Raw genomic sequence first — 15,837 nt, forward strand, 5'->3', positions numbered from 1 at the left:
AATTCTCTATTTCAAATAATATGTATAAAGGCGAACGTTTTAATTCCATTACTCACCTTATCGGTGCCATCGCTGCAATTGCCGGTCTCTTCGCCTTGATCTATATTGCAGTAAAACAGGGTGATCCATGGAAAATTGCTTCATTTACGATTTATGGAAGCACGCTCTTTATTCTATATCTTTTTTCTACACTTTATCACAGTTTTAAAGGCAAATGGAAAAAAATATTCCAAAAGTTTGACCATATTGCCATCTATCTGTTAATTGCAGGCACGTATACTCCATTTACATTGGTTACGCTTCCCGATAGCCTGGGATGGACATTTTTTGCAATTATCTGGGGTTTAGCCATGATCGGTATCGTAATCGATCTTCTTCCTCAAAAAGGACACCGAATTTTACCTCTTGTCATTTATCTCTTAATGGGATGGCTTGTAGTGTTGGTACTTGAACCACTGACTCAAAATCTACCCATGACCGGGTTTGAGCTCTTGATAACCGGTGGTGTTTTCTATACGATGGGAGTCCTATTTTATGTTCTCGACAGTAAACATAAACTGGCGCATGGAATTTGGCACCTTTTTGTGTTGGCGGGAAGTGTAAGTCACTTCATTAGCGTAGCAGCTTTTGTCTAGTACATAATACAGATCCAAAAAGAGTGGTTCTGCCCTTCGCTTTTCTTTACCTTTCCACAGATTTTAATTCTTTCACTTAAAGAGTACATGGCTAAAACTCTAAAGATTTTTTTTATTTCTGATATTGTCGGGGAATCGGGGCTTAACCTATTGGAAACGATGTTTCCTCCTATCCGGGAAAAATACTCACCTGATTTTATCATAGCGAATGCAGAAAACTCCCACGAAGGTCGAGGTTTAAACAGATCCATTGTAAAACGACTTTATGACATAGATGTTGATGTGATAACCGGCGGAAACCACTCGTTTGATAAATGGAAGATTTTCTCCTACATGAAAACGGACGAAAAGCTTCTGCGGCCTATGAACTACCCAAAAGGTAACGCCGGTTATGGGTATGGAATCTACCCGGTTAAGAATTCAGATTTAAAAATTGGAGTTTTAAATCTTCAGGGAAGAACATTCCTGCCACAGATTGACGATCCATTCTCTACAGCTGAGTGGGCTTTAGAGAGAATCAAAAAGGAAACAGACCTTGTGTTTGTTGATTTTCATGCTGAAGCAACCGCAGAAAAGATGGCATTTGCATGGGAATTTGACGGACAGGTTTCGGCCGTAGTTGGTACACATACTCATGTTCCTACAAATGATGCTCGAATTTTTCCACAGGGTACCGGTTATTTGACTGATGCCGGCATGACCGGTCCTTTCGATTCTGTAATTGGTATGGATAAGAAAACATCCATCAATCGTTTCAGATTAGGTACCCCGCAACGTTATAAAATTGCCGATAAAGATAACCGGATGTGCGGAGTCTATCTTGAAATTGATCCCGAAAGCGCGAAATGCTTGCTTATTGAACCTGTCATTTTTCCTGAATTTAATAATAGAGCGAACTAATGAGCACTCCTTCACCCGTACTTCGTTGCGAAGAAATTCATAAAAAATTTAAATCCGAATCCGGTCCTGAAGATCTTCATATCCTCAAAGGAGTTAATTTAAGTGTAGCATCTGCAGAAATGATCTCCATTGTTGGCTCTAGCGGTAGTGGAAAAAGTACACTCCTACATATTCTCGGCGGGTTAGACAGGCCAAATGCGGGTTCTGTTTATTGGCATGATAAATCTATTTATGATTTTAAACAGGATAAACTGGCAGATCTCAGAAACCAAAATGTAGGATTTGTCTTTCAGTTTCATCATCTATTACCCGAATTTACCGCAATAGAAAATGTTACGATGCCAGCATTGATTCAGGGACAGAATCAAAAAGAAGCTGAACATCGTGCATCAGAACTTCTCAAACGTTTCGGAATGTCTGATCGAATTTATCACAGGCCTTCACAGCTTTCTGGTGGTGAACAACAACGTGTTTCCATGGCCAGGGCGTTAATGAATAGTCCTTCAATAATCTTAGCCGACGAACCGACAGGTAATCTAGACGAAAAGAATACGGATATCATTCTGGATCTTCTTTTTGAGCTGCGTGAAACAGAGCAAGTATCCCTCGTACTCATCACTCACGAAAAAGAAATTGCAAGGCGTTGCGACTCTCTCTATTCCCTTCATATGGGAGTACTTGAAAAAGTAGAGTGAACGACTCATTTCTCTTGGTTAAATGCACAAACAATGATATTTTTGTAAGTCTTAAAACCATTTTAAAAATCTACTACAGAACCAGCAATATACTATTAGCAGAATGAGTAAACGATTGAAAAACGAAGATCTGGAACAGGATCTACTAATTGAATATACGTCCAGATTTGTACACTTCTACAATCAAAACAAAGCAGCTGTAATTGGCGGTGGAATTGGATTGGTATTAGCGATAGGGTTAATAATTGGGTACGGTATCTACAGTTCACAACAGGAAACTCAGGCTCAGGATCTTTTGGGTATTGCTGAACAGTCTTTGATGGAGGGCGATTATGAAACAGCTCTTTATGGAAATGAAGAAGAATTTACACTTGGATTTGAACAAATAGCTGATAATTACTCAAATACAGAAGCCGGAAATCTTGCGAAATATTATGCGGCTATTTCTGAGTATGAATTGGGGAATTTTGATTCCGCCCTTACATATATCGAAAGTTTTAATAAGCCTAAAGGAATATTGGGCGTATCCCCTGCTACTTTCCATGCCACTTTGCTGCTTGAATTAGAGCAGTATGAAGAAGCCGCACAAATGTTTGAACGAGCAGCGGAATGGGATGAAAACAGTGCTACAACACCATTTAATCTGTTTGACGCAGCACAGGCTTATCAAGCAGCCGGACTTACTGCAGAGGCTAACAGAGTATTGGATCAAATTATGGAAGACTACCCCAATAGCCAGATCCTGGATCGTGCACAAAGATTGAAAGGTACTTTAGCTATTAATGGATAATCCCTTTTCCAATATCTAAAAAACTTTTAAAAGGAGTAACTCCATGTGAGTTACTCCTTTTTTTATATGATCAATAAGCTGCTGAGTACACGGATTACGACATCTACATATTTCTTCTGTACTGCCCGCCTACTTCATATAATGCTTGAGAAATCTGACCCAGCGATGCTACTTTCACCGTTTCCATCAGTTCCTCAAATAGATTTCCATTCTCCCTGGCCACTTTTTTAAGTCGGTTAAGTGCCTTATCTGCAACATCTTCATTTCTCTTTTGAAATGCCTCAAGATTATCGATCTGCTGTTTCTTCTCTTCCTCAGTTGATCGGATAAGTTCTATTTCTCGCTCATCCTCTTCAGATGTTGATTCCGATTTAAATGTGTTTACACCAATAATCGGAAGTTCGCCGGAATGTTTTTGAGATTCGTAAAACAGACTCTCTTCCTGAATTTTACCACGCTGATACATACTCTCCATAGCGCCTAGAACTCCGCCCCTGTCTGTAATTCGGTCAAACTCTTTCAGAATTGCATCCTCAACCAAATCTGTAAGCTCTTCAATGATATACGAACCTTGCAGTGGGTTTTCATTCTTGGTCATACCCATCTCCTTGTTAATAATGAGCTGTATCGCTAATGCACGCCGTACAGACGCCTCAGTTGGCGTTGTAATGGCTTCATCGTAGGCATTGGTATGCAGAGAGTTGCAATTATCGTAGATCGCCATCAATGCCTGCAGTGTCGTTCTGATGTCATTAAACTGAATTTCCTGAGCATGAAGTGAACGTCCACTGGTTTGAATATGATATTTGAGCTTTTGAGAACGCTCATTCGCTTCGTATCGATTCTTCATGGCAATAGCCCAGATTCTTCTTGCAACCCGTCCTATGACAGCATATTCCGGATCTAATCCATTGCTGAAAAAGAATGAGAGGTTGTGTGCAAAATCGTCCACATCCAATCCACGCGACAGATAGTACTCAACGTAAGTAAAGCCATTTGCAAGGGTAAAGGCAGCTTGTGTAATCGGGTTTGCCCCTGCTTCGGCAATGTGATAACCGGATATTGATACTGAATAGTAGTTACGCACTCTGTTTTCAGTAAAGTACTTCTGCATATCTCCCATCATCTTCAAGGCAAATTCAGTAGAAAATATACAGGTATTCTGTGCCTGATCTTCTTTAAGGATATCAGCCTGAACCGTACCTCTCACAACCTTGAGGGCATCCTGTTTAATTTTTTGATAGGTTTCGTTATCGATAAGTTGATCACCGGTAACACCCAATGTACCGAGCCCAAAACCATCCGTATTTGATGGGAGTTCACCGGCATAGTTTGGTAGTGGCAGACCCTTATCCTTATAAATGGACTTAATTTTCTTCGTAGCGTCGTCCCACTTACCGCTCTCTTTCAGGTAACGTTCTACTTCCTGATCGATGGCCGTATTCATGAACATTGCCAAAATCATTGGGGCCGGCCCATTGATCGTCATCGAAACCGAAGTAGTTGGTGCTGTCAATTCAAAGCCGGAATAGAGCTTTTTCATATCATCCAGTGTACAGATGCTAACACCTGAATTTCCAATCTTACCATAAATATCCGGTCGATACGCCGGATCTTCACCATACAGCGTAACAGAATCAAAAGCCGTTGAAAGTCGTGCTGCCGGCATTCCTTCACTCACATAGTGGAATCGTTTGTTGGTACGCTCCGGTGTTCCTTCTCCGGCAAACATTCGAGTTGGATCTTCACCTTCCCTTTTAAATGGAAATACACCCGCAGTAAATGGAAAATAACCCGGCAGATTCTCTTTCAGCGCAAACTTGAGCCGATCTCCGAGATTCTTAGTTTTGGGCATGGAGATTCTTGGAATTTTTGTTCCGCTGAGAGATTCTCTGAATAGCTCGTTCTTTATAACTTTATCCCTGATTTTAACATCAAATGTTTCTTGCCGATACTTTTCAAATAGCTCGTCCCAACCGTCAAGAATTTTTTTAGGCAGCGGATCGAGTTTCACTGACCAGTGCTCCTCCATCTCCTCCATTTTGGTGAGCATCAGGTCGCTATCTTCAGGATTCCAGTTTTTCACCTGTTCTATGGTGCCTTTAACCTGATCCAGCTTGGATGCAATATCAACCTGCTCATTTGCCCAATGATGATAGTTCTCAATTGTTTCTGTAATTTCTGAAAGATAGCGCTGTCGCTTACCGGGAATGACCGCTTGTGTGTGGAGATCCTCAGCCGGTTCAACATTTGTATATAAGTTTGGAGTCCATCCAAGCTCAAAATGGTAATTGATTCGTTCAACAATGGCAGCAAAAAGTCTGTGAACACCTTCATCATTAAACTGTGCTGCAATAGTCGGGTAAACCGGCATCTCTTTTGGATCGGTATGAAATTCTCCGCGATTTCGCTGAATCTGCTTACGAACATCACGCAGTGCATCCAGAGATCCTTTTTTCTCAAATTTGTTCAGTACAACAATTTCTGCCAGATCAAGCATATTGATCTTTTCAAGCTGAGTTGCCGCACCATACTCGTGAGTCATCACATAGATTGGAATGTCACAAATATCTACAATTTCTGACCCACTCTGCCCAATTCCACTGGTCTCGACAATAATCAGATCAAATCCGGCAGCTTTATACACCTCAATGGCACCTTTTACCGAGTCACTGATCGCCTTATTCGTTGCTCGGGTAGCCATACTTCGCATGTAAACCCTCGGTGTATCAATGCTATTCATTCGAATTCGGTCACCCAATAGTGCACCACCGGTTCGAAGTTTTGATGGATCAATCGAAATAACTCCAATATTCAGATCTTCAAATTCAGTGATGAAACGGCGAATAATTTCGTCAGTTAAAGAACTTTTACCGGCACCTCCTGTTCCCGTAATTCCTAGAACCGGAATATTTTTATCGATATTGACGTCGACCTTGCTTCCACCGATGCTTAAAGCTTTGTCATCAAACGAAGCGATCTTATCAATTCCATTTTCGAGTGCAGATATGGTACGGGCAATTGAGTTGGTTTCGCGTTGCTTAATTTTCTTTGGATCAACCGGAGCAACTTCATTTGTATCAAAATCACATTGCTCCATCATGAAGTTGATCATTCCCTGAAGCCCCATCGTACTTCCATCATCAACTGAGAAGATTCGGGTAACTCCATATTCATGCAAATCTTTAATTTCTCTATCTACAATCACACCGCCTCCGCCACCAAAAACCTTTATGTGAGAAGCATCATTTTCCACCAGAAGGTCTACCATGTACTTAAAATACTCCATATGACCGCCCTGATAGGAACTAATGGCAATCCCTTGTGCATCTTCCTGGATTGCACAGTTCACAATTTCATGCACAGAACGGTTATGTCCCAAATGGATAACTTCAGCTCCGGTTCCCTGTAAAATACGCCGCATGATATTGATACTGGCATCATGCCCGTCAAATAGACTCGCAGCTGTTACAAAACGTACTTTATGTGTTGGAGAATATTTTTCAGGTGTATTTGCTCCGTTGGATGAAGTTTTCTTAGATGATGAGCCTTTCTTTGTGATCGTACCTTCTGACATAAAAACTAGCCTAACTGATTTCAATTCTTGTTTATGGAAGCGATTCCAAAAGATAATGATTTTAATGGATAATCTTTATCCGTGAATAGTAGATGAACGTTTAAAAACTGTAAATCATGTAATTCTAAGTCCGATCTAATTTGGGTTCGGTATGTCCGGCTTTGAATTGTCTAAATAACTGATCGTACGTTGAGGAAAAGGAATAACGACTCCTTCTTTGTCAAATCTTTTCTTAATGCTTTCTGTCACATCACATTGAAGCAAAAACGCACTTTGAGCATCTTCCGCCCAGGCCCAGCCACGAATCATTACTGAGGAGTCTAACAGACTCAGAACTCTGACAAAAACTCTTGCTGTATCATTTTCGATATCCTCTGGAGTACGCACGTCAATATTGAGTGGGTGATTTTCGATCTCTTCCGCAATAATTTTTTTCGCAAGATCGATATCCGACCCATAACTGATTCCAACATCGATAAAACGGCATATTTTTGAGTCATTAAAATTGGAATTAATCAAAACCTCATTGCTGATCACTGAATTGGGTATGATAATTCGTTGATTCTCAAAATTTCGAATAACCGTATGTCTTAAGCTGATATCTTCCACAACTCCTCTCAGGTCGGTTCGAAGTGTTATTCTGTCATTAATTACATAAGGTTTATAGATCACAATAAAGAGTCCGCTTATGATATTTCCCAAAGCCTGTTGGGATGCAAAACCTACAGCAATAGCTAAAATTCCTGCACCGGCAACCATCGATTGTGCAACATGTTCAAGAGCTGGAATTCTCCAAATAGCGAGACTAAAACCTACTAAATAGATAATGGTTGAAAGAGAATGCTCAATAAACTTATAGTTTGTAAGATCTTCATCTTCCGTAACCTTACTGCCTATAAATTTTTTAAATAAACGTTTTGAAACCCTTGCAAGAATAATAGTTACAATTATTATTATTGCAATAGTTATGGGTAATTGATATTGAATGAGAATATCTGATAGCATATTAAGAATCATTATTAGTTGTGTCTTGGTCAGATTTTTCGATTTCTTCGACCGGAATCTCAGGCAGGTCAACAGAAAGAGTATCTCTGTTGGGAAAACTCATTTGTGTTTCTGATGTGAACCCCTCACGAACGGGGATGGATCTCTGAACAGTATACGGTTCTGGTTTTTGAAATGGATCAACAGACCCTGAATCCCATCTGCCATTTTCATTCAGATCCTGAAAAAGGATAGCACGATATTCCAATGGCGGCAGATTATCAATTTCAATTGTTGAATCAGTAAATGTCGTATCCACCTCGATACTTCGATCCATATCGTGAACCTGTAGAATTAGAGGCAGATCAGCCTCTGCATTTTCAATAATAAATTCAATACTGCCCAATTGATTTCTTTGCCAAATCTCGGGATTTATACGCAGATGTTCAGACTCCCATGGATCCCAAACCCTGAACTCGTATCTAAGACCACTTTCCCATGTTTCATCTTGAGGTGAAATGCGCAGAATATGCCGGTCAATTTCAAAAGTGGGCCAATCATCAAACATTTGATCTCCCTCAAAAACCAGTAATGAATCTGAAATGACATCATCATCAATAAATTTTGAATAAGTAATTTCGAGTGATTCATCCGGGAATAGACCATTTTGAGAATTGTGAGATATGGGACGCAGTCCGGTAGTATCCGGTTCAGAGGATCCTACGAATGGGTCGATATCGACCTGAAGCGAATTCCCTGATACATCTGTGAATTGATTGGGTTCAACCGTATAAAACTCCCCTTCCTGAAGTGGATCATCTGATTCTGCAAAAAATACTGTGGGATCTGATTCCTGTTTATAAAGTGGGAATGCTGTGGTCTGTTCTTTACCCAGTGTATCCTGAATAGATAAGGTTGCATTCGGACTCCAATCCACTTCTTCGCTGTTTCTTATTCGCAGCCTGCGTTCAGATAGTAAACCGACCCCTTCCAAGATTGGAGCAACCGTATCGGGTATAGAAACGAACAAAGTTCCCAAATCAAATTCACCATTTCTTTCCAGTTCAAAACGTTCCTCAGTAAATGGTTGAGCCAGCTCCCGTCCACTCTCCCAGGTACGATTTCGGTTTACATCATCGACCCAAATTGCCCTGTATTCACCCTCGCTTAGATAACCGAAATTTGCAGTACCGGCCGTATCCGTTTGCGCTACATAATTTGCACGGCCTGAAAAATCAACCGGTTCACGATATAGAAAAACTCTTTGACCGCTTTCGGCACTCCCCGTTTCAGCATCCAATATCCTTGCTGTTACAGATCCCTCATCTAAAATATCTCCTGTGGAAAGTGCCAGGTCAAATGAACCTGTCATCTTGTTTCTTTGCGTATCCGTAATATCAACACCCAGCTTAATAATGATCGTGGTATTTTCAGGGAGTTCGCGCTCAAAAGAAACGATTACAGTTTTTCTTCTAAAGTTGATTTCAAAAGGAATGGCTAAATCAGGCTCAATACTTACATTTTGTCTGACTGAACTGCGATCTACAAACTGATCAAAAGTAAAACGAACCTCATCATCTGAAAAATTAGTTGTTCCGTTTTCCGGTATTGTTTCAATAACTTCAGGTCCTTCCCGATCGGGCGGTCCACCGGTGGGTGCAACCGGTGTTGCACAACTCAGGCCAATTATTACAGATATGAATACAAATAGAATAGATAGTATACCACGTTTTGTACCTGACATTTTGCCTGCTTGTCGATCTGTGTTCATGGATTTTGTAAACTTAAAAGATTGTGGTGCAAATATAGAGAATTTGCAGTTCGAATCGTATTACTCCCGGATGAATTATATCAGATAGAATTGACATCAAGATGTGTAACTAAATTCATGAAAACGATTTTTGACCTTTATATAAAAAGCAGTATCCATGTAGCGGTTTCTATAGCTTCTTTTACGGCATTAACCTATCTCCACTTGGGTTTACGTATTGACCCGGGAATGATCTTCTTTACCTTTTTCTGCACAATTTCAGGTTATAATTATATCAAATACTCTGATGTCATCCTTCATAAATCTCACAGACTTACTTCAAAACTGAAAATTATCCTTTTTATTACTTCAATTTCTGTGGTTGGAATTGCTATTTTTTTACCCTCTTTTGATTGGGGTGAAATATTATTCCTCTCCGCTTTAGCTATGCTCTCTTTTTACTATTCCCATCCTGTTATAAACCGATTTAAAAATTTGAGAAGTATAACCGGTATTAAGATCCTAATAATTGCTATCGTCTGGACCGGTTTTACTGTTGTACTACCCGGTTTAAAAGAAAATATAGGATCCGAGAAGATACTTTGGATTGAGGCCCTTCAAAGATTTTTAATAGTGATTATATTGACTCTTCCATTTGATCTCAGGGATCTTCGAACAGATTCTGGGCAAATTAAAACGATTCCCCAGCTCATTGGAATAAATAATTCCAAATATTTAAGTACTGTTTTGATCGTCATCGTTATTGGAGTTGAAATCATATTCCCATATAAAATATTCACTGCAAGTGCAGTATTTATTGTAATTTCACTAATTCTTTTGGTTATAACTTTAAATACCCCACTTTTCCAATCACGTTACTACGCTTCTTTCTGGATTGAAGGAATTCCAATCGTTTGGTTTATAGCCCTCTTTTTATTGACATAAAGTGAATTACAGCTTTTGGATTGGCGATCACTTCTCTATTTTTAGCCCTGAAAGTTCACCTAATAAATAAAACATGTACATAAACAATCCTGCATCATACACCGACTACTATGAACTCACGATGGCGCAGGGATATTTTCTCTCAGGAAAGCATCAAAAAAGTGCCGGTTTCGACTATTTTTTCAGAAAAATTCCTTTTAAAGGCGGTTATGTAATTTTTGCAGGATTGAATGAACTGATTGAAACCATTCAAAATTTTTCATTCAGCGAAGAGGAGATTGAATATTTACGAAAAGAGAATTTTAAAAAGGAGTTCCTGGATTATCTACAAGACTTTCAGTTCAAGGGAAATATCTACTCGGTAAAAGAGGGAGAGATTGTTTTTCCCACCGAACCGATTCTTCGCGTAGAGGGTAACCTCCTCGAAACTCAGCTGATTGAAACTCTACTATTGAATATTTTAAACTTTCAATCACTTATAGCCACGAAAGCCGCGCGGATTAAATTAGCGGCCGGAGAGGGTCCAATAGTACTCGATTTTGGCCTCAGACGCTCTCAGGGGCTTGGTGGCATTCACGCTACCAGAGCAGCCATGATAGGCGGTTTTGACGGAACCTCAAACGTCTATTCAGCACAGCGGTTTGATGTACCTGCCGGAGGAACAATGGCCCACTCCTGGATTCAATCCTACGATTCCGAGCTGGATGCATTCCAAACCTATGCTAAGTACTATCCGGACGACACCACGCTTTTGGTCGATACGTACGACACCCTGGGATGCGGGGTTCCAAATGCAATAAAAGTTGCCAAAGAACTTGAAGAGAATGGACACAAAATGAAGGCCATTCGATTAGATAGCGGTGATCTGGCCTACTTCTCAAAACAATCCCGTAAACAACTTGATGATGCCGGTTTAGGTTATGTAAAAATCGCAGCTTCAAACCAATTGGATGAGAGAGTCATCCACAGTTTAAGAACACAAAATGCCCCAATTGATATATTTGGAGTTGGAACTCGTTTAGTTACCGGCCACACCACTCCTGCTTTGGATGGAGTTTACAAGCTAAATTCTGTAGACGGAACTCCTAAATTGAAAATTTCTGAAAATATTGAAAAGATTACGCTCCCGGGAAATAAAAAGATATTTCGCTACTGCAATGATGACGGTACGTTTTATGGGGATGCCATTCTATTTGATCAGGAAAAAACCATTGAGCGAATGCATCATCCTACGTTTCCGGCCAAGAAGAGCGATGTGACCAGCCGGGAATTTGAAGATCTACTTCAACCGGTTATTAAAAATGGCAGAATTGTATCAAATTTGCCGGAAGTGAAAGAGATTGCTAAGTACGCAAAACAGAGATTGAATCTGCTTCAGCCCGAATATAAACGACTTGAAAACCCACACATCTATAAAGTGGGCATCAGTACAAATCTGATGGAAAAACGAGACGCACTTTTAAAACTATTCAAATCTTAAATCTATGAAAGCACTCTTAATTGTAGACATTCAAAATGATTTTTGCCCCGGCGGTGCATTGGCCGTTCCGGATGGCGATGCCATTATTCCCACCGTAAACCAGTTAATTGAGCATTTTGATGTGATTATACAGACACAGGATTGGCACCCCGAAGGTCACTCCTCTTTTGCGTCGTCACACGAAGGCAAAGAGCCATATAACACTATCGAAGTTGAATATGGAAGTCAGGTACTCTGGCCCGATCACTGTGTACAAGGCACAAATGGAGCCGAATTTCATTCAGAACTGAATACTCTGAAATCTCAGGTGATTATAAGAAAAGGGTTCAGAAAGGCCATTGACTCCTACTCTACTTTCTTCGAGAATGACCAGGAAACAACAACAGGTTTGACAGGATATTTACAACAGCGCGGTATAACTGATCTTTATACTGTTGGCCTGGCCACCGATTTTTGTGTTAAATGGTCTATTTTAGACGGAATTGATGAAGGATTTACCATGCACATCGTAGAAGATGCTGTAAAAGGAATTGACCTGAATGGTTCACTTGATGCAGCATGGAAAGAGATGAAAGAAAAAGGTGTAAGAATTACAGATTCAGAAGAAATTTTAAAATAAATTTCGTTGAAACTGCAGGCTGAATACACTATCTTTTGAGTCTTGGATTTTTTGGAGAGATGCCAGAGTGGTCGAATGGGCTCGCCTGGAAAGCGAGTGTGCCCGCAAGGGTACCAAGGGTTCGAATCCCTTTCTCTCCGCTCTTTTCTTTAATTGGTATATCATTATCAACAGACGCAGTTAATTGTCTGCAATACCGATAAACAGCCAAACCTACTTTTCTCAAATCACGAATATCATATACCTTAAACCGTATACCTGTATTCAATAATTAAATCTCTGCCTTGTAAAGGCTTTCACCGGTTCGCCATCCTGTCGGGCGGGCCTGAATTGCCACTGCATGGCTGCTCTCAGAACCGCGTCCATCAAACCGTATTGAACAAAAGGCAGTTCTTCATAGCTGCTTCCGGATTCATCATAAAGCCTTATTTCCATCACACTAGCCTCTTCTACATTTCCCTCTTCATCAACTAAAAAGTTTACAATCATTTCGAGCTTTCCCTTATACTCATCAGGTACCGACTCCGGAGCGGTAGCCTCCACAATTCGGACAACAGTTGGAGGAATTTGAGGATTTGAGACAATTCTCTCTTCATCGCCAAACTCTCCGGTTCCAAATCCTTCTTCCAAATCGGGCAGTTCGGGAAGATCAAGATCAAGTTCTACATCAAGTTCAATTTCCACAACTTCATCACTTGGAACCGGGTTTGGCAAAATTGGTCTGGGAGGTGGCGGAGGTGATGTTTCTTGACGAGTAACTTCAATATCATCCAGAAATACCTGCTCTTGAGGTGGTAGTTCGAATGTCAACTCTGGTTCGTATTCTGTTTCAGGCCATAAATTTATGGCGGCAATCAATAATACTTCTATAAGAACAACGGCCAGCAGGTATCGGTTTCGGTAAACCGGTTCAGGCATTCGGCGTTCTGTGGATTGATTCGACAATTCGGGGTAATTAATGATTGAGCATCAAAGACAGATAAACTAACGAATTGTTACCGATTTTGATTTGTCTGAACTTAGATTTATTGAAGTTTTATTAATGCTTTTCTGATAAAACCGTCATTCAGCCTTAATTCTTCTTCTGCCTGATTCTTGTCGAGATTTCCAAGCGCCATCAAAAGAGCGGTTTTAACATGATGATCAGCCTTGTTCAGATATTCAGATGCCTCTTTGTACTCAAGGTCTGCCAATATCATAACGATTCGTTTTGCTCTCTCTTCAAGTTTCTTGTTAGTCAGCTGTAGATCAACCATTACATTCTGATACACTTTCCCCAACCGAATCATCGCTCCGGTAGTAAACATATTGAGGACCATTTTCTGAGCTGTTGCACTTTTCATGCGCGTACTTCCCATAATCACTTCCGGACCAACAGGTATATCAATCATATGGGTTACTTCAAGGTCAACCTGATCTGCAGAGACGGTAGTTACAAAAATGGTTGGTGATCCAATTCGCCGGGCTTCCTTTATTGCGCCATGTACATAGGGTGTGCGTCCACTGGCTGCCAGGCCCACAACTATGTCATTGGATGTTACATTTAGTCTCCTCAGCTCTTTTACTCCTTCCTCTTCACTATCTTCTGCTCCCTCCTGTGCAACAAACATCGCTTCTTTTCCTCCGGCGATGAATCCCTGAACGGTTTCCGGGTCAGTCCCAAAAGTTGGCGGACATTCAGAAGCATCAAGTACACCCAACCTTCCACTTGTACCCGCACCAAAATAGAGTAGCCTGCCCCCTTTTTTTAAATGATCTACAATGGTATCAATTGCAGATGCTATCTCATCTAATCGCTGTTCAACACTTTGGGCCACTTTCTTATCTTCATCGTTGATAATCGAAACAATCGTACGGGAATCAGCAAGATCAATCTCCCGGCTGTTAGGATTTCGCTGTTCAGTAAGTAGCCTTTCAAGCTGTTTAAAAAGTGTTTGATTTTCCTTCACGAACTAAGAGGTTCTATTTTTCCACCACTGATCTGCAGTTGTATTTGCAACTACACTGGTTTGATTGTGATTAGAGTCGTACTTATTTGATCTTTTTTTCAACAGAGCAGCAACAATCGAAATCACCTCCGATTGATCTGTTTTTTTAAGATCCTCTACAACCGGTGTATAATGATCCTGTACAAAATGAGTATCGTATTGCCCGTTAACGAATGATTCATTCCTCAACGTAAATTCACAGAACGGAATTGTTGTACGTACACCGGCGATTTCATACTCTTCCAAAGCACGCAGCATTCTTGCAATTGCACTCTTACGATCTGTGGAATGTGTGCAGAGTTTAGAAATCATCGGATCATAGTTGATGGTAACTTCCTGTCCCTCTTCAACCCCGGCATCAACACGCACTCCGGGTCCTGCAGGGATTCTGTGTTTTTGTAAGAGGCCTGTACTTGGCAGAAAGTTATCGGCCGGGTCTTCGGCATAAATCCTGCACTCTATAGCATGGCCGTTTGCCTGGACATCTTCTTGGGTAAAGGGTAACTCTTTTCCTTCAGCCACATCAATTTGAAGGGAAACCAGATCCAGACCTGTAATCAATTCCGTAACCGGGTGTTCTACCTGAAGGCGGGTGTTCATTTCCAGGAAGTAAAAATTCAGGTGTTTGTCCACCAAAAATTCTACAGTTCCAGCTCCAACATAGTTACAGGCTTTTGCAGCATTTACTGCCGCCTCGCCCATTTCAGCTCTTAATTGAGGTGTCAAAACCGAGGATGGAGCTTCTTCAATTACTTTTTGATGCCTTCGCTGTATCGAACACTCTCGTTCATATAAATGAACTGTATTTCCTTTTTCATCAGCCAAAATTTGAAACTCAATATGACGCGGCTGTTCAAGATATTTTTCGATGTATACACGATCATCCCCAAAAGCATTTTTGGCTTCCGATTTTGCAGCTTTCACACTTTTATCAAAATCCGCTGGATCATGAACAATTCGCATTCCCTTTCCACCGCCGCCGGCAGCCGCCTTAACTAAAACGGGATAACCGATCTCATCGGCAATCACTCTTGCCTTATCGATATCTTTCATAGCCGATTCCGTACCGGGAGGATAAGGTACGTTGGCCTTGGCCATAAGTTCACGAGCTTTGGTTTTATCCCCCATTAAATCTATAGCATCCGGTCTTGGGCCGATAAAGATAATACCGGAATCCATGCATTTTTTTGCGAAAGACGCATTTTCACTTAAAAATCCGTAGCCGGGGTGAATTGCATCTGCTCCTGTATCCTTAGCTGCAGATATTATTTTCTCCATTGAAAGATAACTTTCAGAAGATGCCGCTTCACCGATAAAAACAGACTCATCTGCAGCCATTACGTGTGGTGCGGTTGCATCAGGACGAGAATAGACTGCTACAGTTTTGATATTTTTTTCCTTACAGCTTCGGATTACTCGTAGAGCGATCTCTCCACGATTTGCAATCAGTACCTTTTTAATTTGAGACATAAAC

13 protein-coding genes and 1 tRNA gene are annotated in these 15,837 nt (G+C 40.8%); 8 read left to right on the forward strand and 6 right to left on the reverse strand.

The features are described 5' to 3' along the window. Nucleotides 1–20: 20 nt before the first annotated feature. From trhA to CWD77_RS03650, 4 genes are all read left to right on the forward strand, one after another. A complete protein-coding gene (gene trhA / locus CWD77_RS03635; RefSeq protein ID WP_101071859.1) occupies nt 21–635 on the forward strand; it encodes a PAQR family membrane homeostasis protein TrhA in 615 nt (204 codons plus the stop codon). An 87-nt stretch (nt 636–722) separates the two neighbouring features. Further along, nucleotides 723–1,535, forward strand: a complete 813-nt coding sequence (locus tag CWD77_RS03640) for a TIGR00282 family metallophosphoesterase (protein WP_101071860.1) — start codon at nt 723–725, stop codon at nt 1,533–1,535. Continuing rightward, nucleotides 1,535–2,230, forward strand: a complete 696-nt coding sequence (locus CWD77_RS03645) for an ABC transporter ATP-binding protein (RefSeq protein ID WP_101071861.1) — start codon at nt 1,535–1,537, stop codon at nt 2,228–2,230. Before CWD77_RS03640 ends, CWD77_RS03645 begins: the two co-directional genes overlap by 1 nt. 103 nt (nt 2,231–2,333) lie before the next feature. Further along, nucleotides 2,334–3,020 (forward strand): tetratricopeptide repeat protein, encoded by a 687-nt coding sequence (locus CWD77_RS03650; RefSeq protein ID WP_101071862.1) that lies wholly within the window; start codon nt 2,334–2,336, stop codon nt 3,018–3,020. 103 nt (nt 3,021–3,123) lie between these two features. Here the strand turns inward: CWD77_RS03650 and CWD77_RS03655 are convergent, their stop codons facing one another. The 3 genes from CWD77_RS03655 to CWD77_RS03665 all read right to left on the reverse strand — a co-directional run bounded on the left by CWD77_RS03655 (nt 3,124) and on the right by CWD77_RS03665 (nt 9,325). Beyond that, nucleotides 3,124–6,597: a methylmalonyl-CoA mutase family protein gene (locus CWD77_RS03655; protein ID WP_101071863.1), complete on the reverse strand. Its 3,474-nt coding sequence runs from the start codon at nt 6,595–6,597 to the stop codon at nt 3,124–3,126. Nucleotides 6,598–6,732: 135 nt separating this feature from the next. Next, entirely contained in the window at nt 6,733–7,602 is an 870-nt protein-coding gene (locus tag CWD77_RS03660; protein WP_240596633.1) for a mechanosensitive ion channel family protein, read from the reverse strand. Nucleotide 7,603: 1 nt separating this feature from the next. Continuing rightward, on the reverse strand, nt 7,604–9,325 hold the full coding sequence (locus tag CWD77_RS03665) for an Ig-like domain-containing domain (protein WP_165779065.1): 1,722 nt from the start codon (nt 9,323–9,325) through the stop codon (nt 7,604–7,606). A gap of 144 nt (nt 9,326–9,469) precedes the next feature. Between CWD77_RS03665 and CWD77_RS03670 the strand changes: the two genes are divergently transcribed. The 4 genes from CWD77_RS03670 to CWD77_RS03685 all read left to right on the forward strand — a co-directional run bounded on the left by CWD77_RS03670 (nt 9,470) and on the right by CWD77_RS03685 (nt 12,515). Next, nucleotides 9,470–10,276, forward strand: a complete 807-nt coding sequence (locus CWD77_RS03670; RefSeq protein ID WP_101071866.1) for a UbiA prenyltransferase family protein — start codon at nt 9,470–9,472, stop codon at nt 10,274–10,276. Nucleotides 10,277–10,349: 73 nt separating this feature from the next. Then, nucleotides 10,350–11,756, forward strand: coding sequence for a nicotinate phosphoribosyltransferase (locus CWD77_RS03675; protein WP_101071867.1), 1,407 nt, complete (start codon nt 10,350–10,352; stop codon nt 11,754–11,756). 4 nt (nt 11,757–11,760) lie between these two features. After that, nucleotides 11,761–12,375: a bifunctional nicotinamidase/pyrazinamidase gene (pncA, locus tag CWD77_RS03680; protein WP_101071868.1), complete on the forward strand. Its 615-nt coding sequence runs from the start codon at nt 11,761–11,763 to the stop codon at nt 12,373–12,375. A gap of 53 nt (nt 12,376–12,428) precedes the next feature. Further along, nucleotides 12,429–12,515: transfer RNA gene (locus tag CWD77_RS03685), tRNA-Ser, on the forward strand. 124 nt (nt 12,516–12,639) lie between these two features. Here the strand turns inward: CWD77_RS03685 and CWD77_RS03690 are convergent. The 3 genes from CWD77_RS03690 to accC form a co-directional block, all read right to left on the reverse strand. After that, a complete protein-coding gene (locus tag CWD77_RS03690) occupies nt 12,640–13,293 on the reverse strand; it encodes an energy transducer TonB (RefSeq protein ID WP_101071869.1) in 654 nt (217 codons plus the stop codon). 107 nt (nt 13,294–13,400) lie between these two features. Further along, on the reverse strand, nt 13,401–14,324 hold the full coding sequence (gene murQ, locus CWD77_RS03695; RefSeq protein ID WP_101071870.1) for an N-acetylmuramic acid 6-phosphate etherase: 924 nt from the start codon (nt 14,322–14,324) through the stop codon (nt 13,401–13,403). Between the two features lie 3 nt (nt 14,325–14,327). Further along, nucleotides 14,328–15,833: an acetyl-CoA carboxylase biotin carboxylase subunit gene (accC, locus tag CWD77_RS03700; RefSeq protein ID WP_101071871.1), complete on the reverse strand. Its 1,506-nt coding sequence runs from the start codon at nt 15,831–15,833 to the stop codon at nt 14,328–14,330. Between the last annotated feature and the right edge of the window lie 4 nt (nt 15,834–15,837).

The sequence above is a fragment of the Rhodohalobacter barkolensis genome (assembly GCF_002834295.1).
Classification (GTDB): domain Bacteria; phylum Bacteroidota; class Rhodothermia; order Balneolales; family Balneolaceae; genus Rhodohalobacter; species Rhodohalobacter barkolensis.

Bases quoted from the DNA above. Each gene is read 5' to 3' on its own strand.
- trhA (WP_101071859.1), top strand. From the start codon at position 21: ATGTATAAAGGCGAACGTTTTAATTCCATTACTCACCTTATCGGTGCC.
- CWD77_RS03640 (WP_101071860.1), top strand. From the start codon at position 723: ATGGCTAAAACTCTAAAGATTTTTTTTATTTCTGATATTGTCGGGGAA.
- CWD77_RS03645 (WP_101071861.1), top strand. From the start codon at position 1,535: ATGAGCACTCCTTCACCCGTACTTCGTTGCGAAGAAATTCATAAAAAA.
- CWD77_RS03650 (WP_101071862.1), top strand. From the start codon at position 2,334: ATGAGTAAACGATTGAAAAACGAAGATCTGGAACAGGATCTACTAATT.
- CWD77_RS03655 (WP_101071863.1), bottom strand. From the start codon at position 6,597: ATGTCAGAAGGTACGATCACAAAGAAAGGCTCATCATCTAAGAAAACT.
- CWD77_RS03660 (WP_240596633.1), bottom strand. From the start codon at position 7,602: ATGCTATCAGATATTCTCATTCAATATCAATTACCCATAACTATTGCA.
- CWD77_RS03665 (WP_165779065.1), bottom strand. From the start codon at position 9,325: ATGTCAGGTACAAAACGTGGTATACTATCTATTCTATTTGTATTCATA.
- CWD77_RS03670 (WP_101071866.1), top strand. From the start codon at position 9,470: ATGAAAACGATTTTTGACCTTTATATAAAAAGCAGTATCCATGTAGCG.
- CWD77_RS03675 (WP_101071867.1), top strand. From the start codon at position 10,350: ATGTACATAAACAATCCTGCATCATACACCGACTACTATGAACTCACG.
- pncA (WP_101071868.1), top strand. From the start codon at position 11,761: ATGAAAGCACTCTTAATTGTAGACATTCAAAATGATTTTTGCCCCGGC.
- CWD77_RS03690 (WP_101071869.1), bottom strand. From the start codon at position 13,293: ATGCCTGAACCGGTTTACCGAAACCGATACCTGCTGGCCGTTGTTCTT.
- accC (WP_101071871.1), bottom strand. From the start codon at position 15,833: ATGTCTCAAATTAAAAAGGTACTGATTGCAAATCGTGGAGAGATCGCT.